Annotated in this window: 1 protein-coding gene and 1 pseudogene; both read right to left on the bottom strand. The window is 69.4% G+C overall.

The annotated features are described in order from the left end of the window. Positions 1-266: GTP-binding protein (locus tag AC0AIB_RS31615; protein ID WP_465098144.1), on the bottom strand; the 266-nt coding region annotated here is incomplete at its 3' end. After that, a pseudogene (locus AC0AIB_RS31610) lies at positions 266-382 on the bottom strand (sulfate adenylyltransferase subunit CysD); the annotation flags it as partial. The gene AC0AIB_RS31615 and the pseudogene AC0AIB_RS31610, both read right to left, overlap by 1 nt.

Genomic DNA, 382 nt, shown 5'->3' with positions numbered 1-382 from the left:
GCCACGTCGATGGTGATGCCCTGCTCCCGCTCGGCCCGCAGACCGTCGGTGAGCAACGCCAGGTTGGTGTACTCGTCACCCCGCGCCGCGCTGACCGCCTCCACCGCGGCCAACTGGTCGGTGAACAGGGATTTGGTGTCGTAGAGCAGTCGACCGATCAACGTCGACTTGCCGTCGTCCACACTGCCCGCGGTCGCGAACCGGAGCAGGTCCATCGGTCGGGCCTCGGTCGGGGATCCGGCCGGTGCCAGCATGTCGGTGCTCATCAGAAGTACCCCTCCCGCTTACGGTCCTCCATGGCGGCCTCGCTGACCCGGTCGTCACCCCGGGTCGCGCCCCGCTCGGTGATCCGCGTCGCGGCCACCTCCTCGATCACCCGCTC

This window comes from Micromonospora sp. DSM 43699, assembly GCF_055517075.1.
This window is presented reverse-complemented; position numbering and strand designations above follow the sequence as displayed.